Origin of the sequence: Pseudarthrobacter sp. AB1 (assembly GCF_014926485.1) — a bacterium.
Classification (GTDB): domain Bacteria; phylum Actinomycetota; class Actinomycetes; order Actinomycetales; family Micrococcaceae; genus Arthrobacter.
In genome coordinates this window covers 1-1,861 of the sequence record NZ_PZKO01000089.1, presented here as the reverse complement: position 1 = coordinate 1,861, position 1,861 = coordinate 1, and the positions used below count along the sequence as shown (strand labels likewise).

Genomic DNA, 1,861 nt, shown 5'->3' with positions numbered 1-1,861 from the left:
CCTAGAAGGCTAAGTCGGCGAAGCCGTGATTTTTGGGTCGTGTTTTGGGTGGCTGGGTCAGATTCGTGTTTTAGGCGGCCAGTCCCGTGGCGTGGGTGAGGTTGTCGATCGCGGTTTGGTAGGCGCGAGTGGCGGCCCGCAGCCTCGTTGGTACCGGGGTTTGTAGGTCGGCCAGGCCGGTGGGGAGCAGTCGGTCGTGAACGGCGCTGATGAACATGGCGGTGGAAAGGCCGGTGTCGGTGACCCGGTAGCGGTGGGAGTGTGGGATGCGTTCGATGAGGCCGTGGTGGCGGAGTCGGCGCAGATCGTAGGTCATCTGCCCGGCGGTAACGGTGCCGGGGTCGGTTCCGCGTAGCTGTGCGGTGAGTGCGCGCAGGTCCCGGTTGACGAACCCGGCCGGTTGCAGCTTGAAGACGGGCAACGCGGACAGGAGTGCGTGGCTTCGTTGTTGCCCGAGGCGCAGTCCGGGGATCCGGGCGCCGGCGGCGGTGATGACGGGGTCGGTGATGGCGTGTAGTGCCTGGGTTCCGGTGATCGGGTCGTGGTTGATTCTTTGGACGCGGAGTAGGCGCCTGTTGGCAGTGAAGCCGATCTCCCGCAGTGCGGGCAGATTTGTCAGTCGTTTGCCGATTCGGAAATCATGGGTGTCGTTGATTGTTGTCTCGGTCCGCAGGGCCCTGCCTTCTTTGTGGTACTGCTTGATCGTGGCGTTCTTATAGTCCACGTGCAGGCTCGGGGTGACCCCGTCGGTGATCACCCTGGTCCTGAACCGGCCCGGGGTTGGCCGAGGCCCTGTCTTCATCAACCGGCGGCCGAAGACCAGGCTGACCTGGTCCGGGCGGCCGATATCAAGGTTCTCGCGGATCACGTTCTCGAAGAACACCCGCCCCGACACCGGGCTGTCGAGCATTTGCGTCAAGGAGAACTCAGCCTGCAACACCGAGACGTCGTAGCGGTACCCGGCTGCCCGGTCGGCGGCGGTGAACGGGTGGGGCAGGATGGCCAGCCACTTGCGCAGCAGCGCGTCGATCTGCTCCGGTCCGAGACGGTCGCAGATTTCCTGCAGGCCCGCGACGTCCTCCACCGCGGCGAAGGCGTTATCCATCGCTACGTAGCCGATCCCCGCCTTCGTGGCCTGCCGCTGGGCCCAGTGGTGGCCGTTGATGCACAACTTCGCGTTGTAGGGGAAGTAGGAGCAGAACTTGAGGAAGAACGGCCCGAAATCGGCGTCAACACAATAAAAGTAGAAATGGTTGACCACTCCGGTGGTCTTCACGATCCAGGGGTAGGACATCCCGTCCTCGTGGTGACGTTTCTCGGTCCGGAACAGCGGGGTTTTCTCCTGCGCCCGGCCGATGAACACGACCCCTTCCGGAGCGGTGAACGACGCCAGCCGTTTGGCCATCACGTCGTCCTTGCGTTGGCCCCTGAGGAAATCCACCCACTCGATATGTTGCGCCTCGGCGAAGCCGTGGACCGCCGCGGTGAACCGGTCGGTGATCTTCGCCAACGGCGCCGTGGAGGCGATCGGCAAACCCAACTGCCGCTGCACATAGCCCACCAGGCCGGCGGCATACTGCAATTTGGGCTGATAGACGTTGAGGTACATCCGGTCGATGCACTCAACTTCGAACTTCACATGCCCGGACAAGACATCTGCTACGGTGCGCGCTATCGTCATCACAAGCTCCGGTCGGTGATCAGGAGGCCGAAAGGCCCACCACTGCTACGGCAGTCATACACCCGCGACAATTCAACTGTCACGGATCACCCTGCCCGACCGGAGCCCTCACCACCCAGGTGAGACAACATGCCTTGTCGGGCTGGGGCGAAGCCCCGCTGGTACTACAGTCGCGTTTAT

At 63.2% G+C, this 1,861-nt stretch carries 1 protein-coding gene; it reads right to left on the bottom strand.

The features are described from left to right. Nucleotides 1-70: 70 nt before the first annotated feature. Nucleotides 71-1,681 carry a hypothetical protein gene (locus DAD99_RS21355; RefSeq protein WP_193343176.1) on the bottom strand — a complete coding sequence of 537 codons (1,611 nt, stop codon included), beginning with the start codon at nt 1,679-1,681 and terminating at the stop codon, nt 71-73. Nucleotides 1,682-1,861 lie beyond the last annotated feature (180 nt).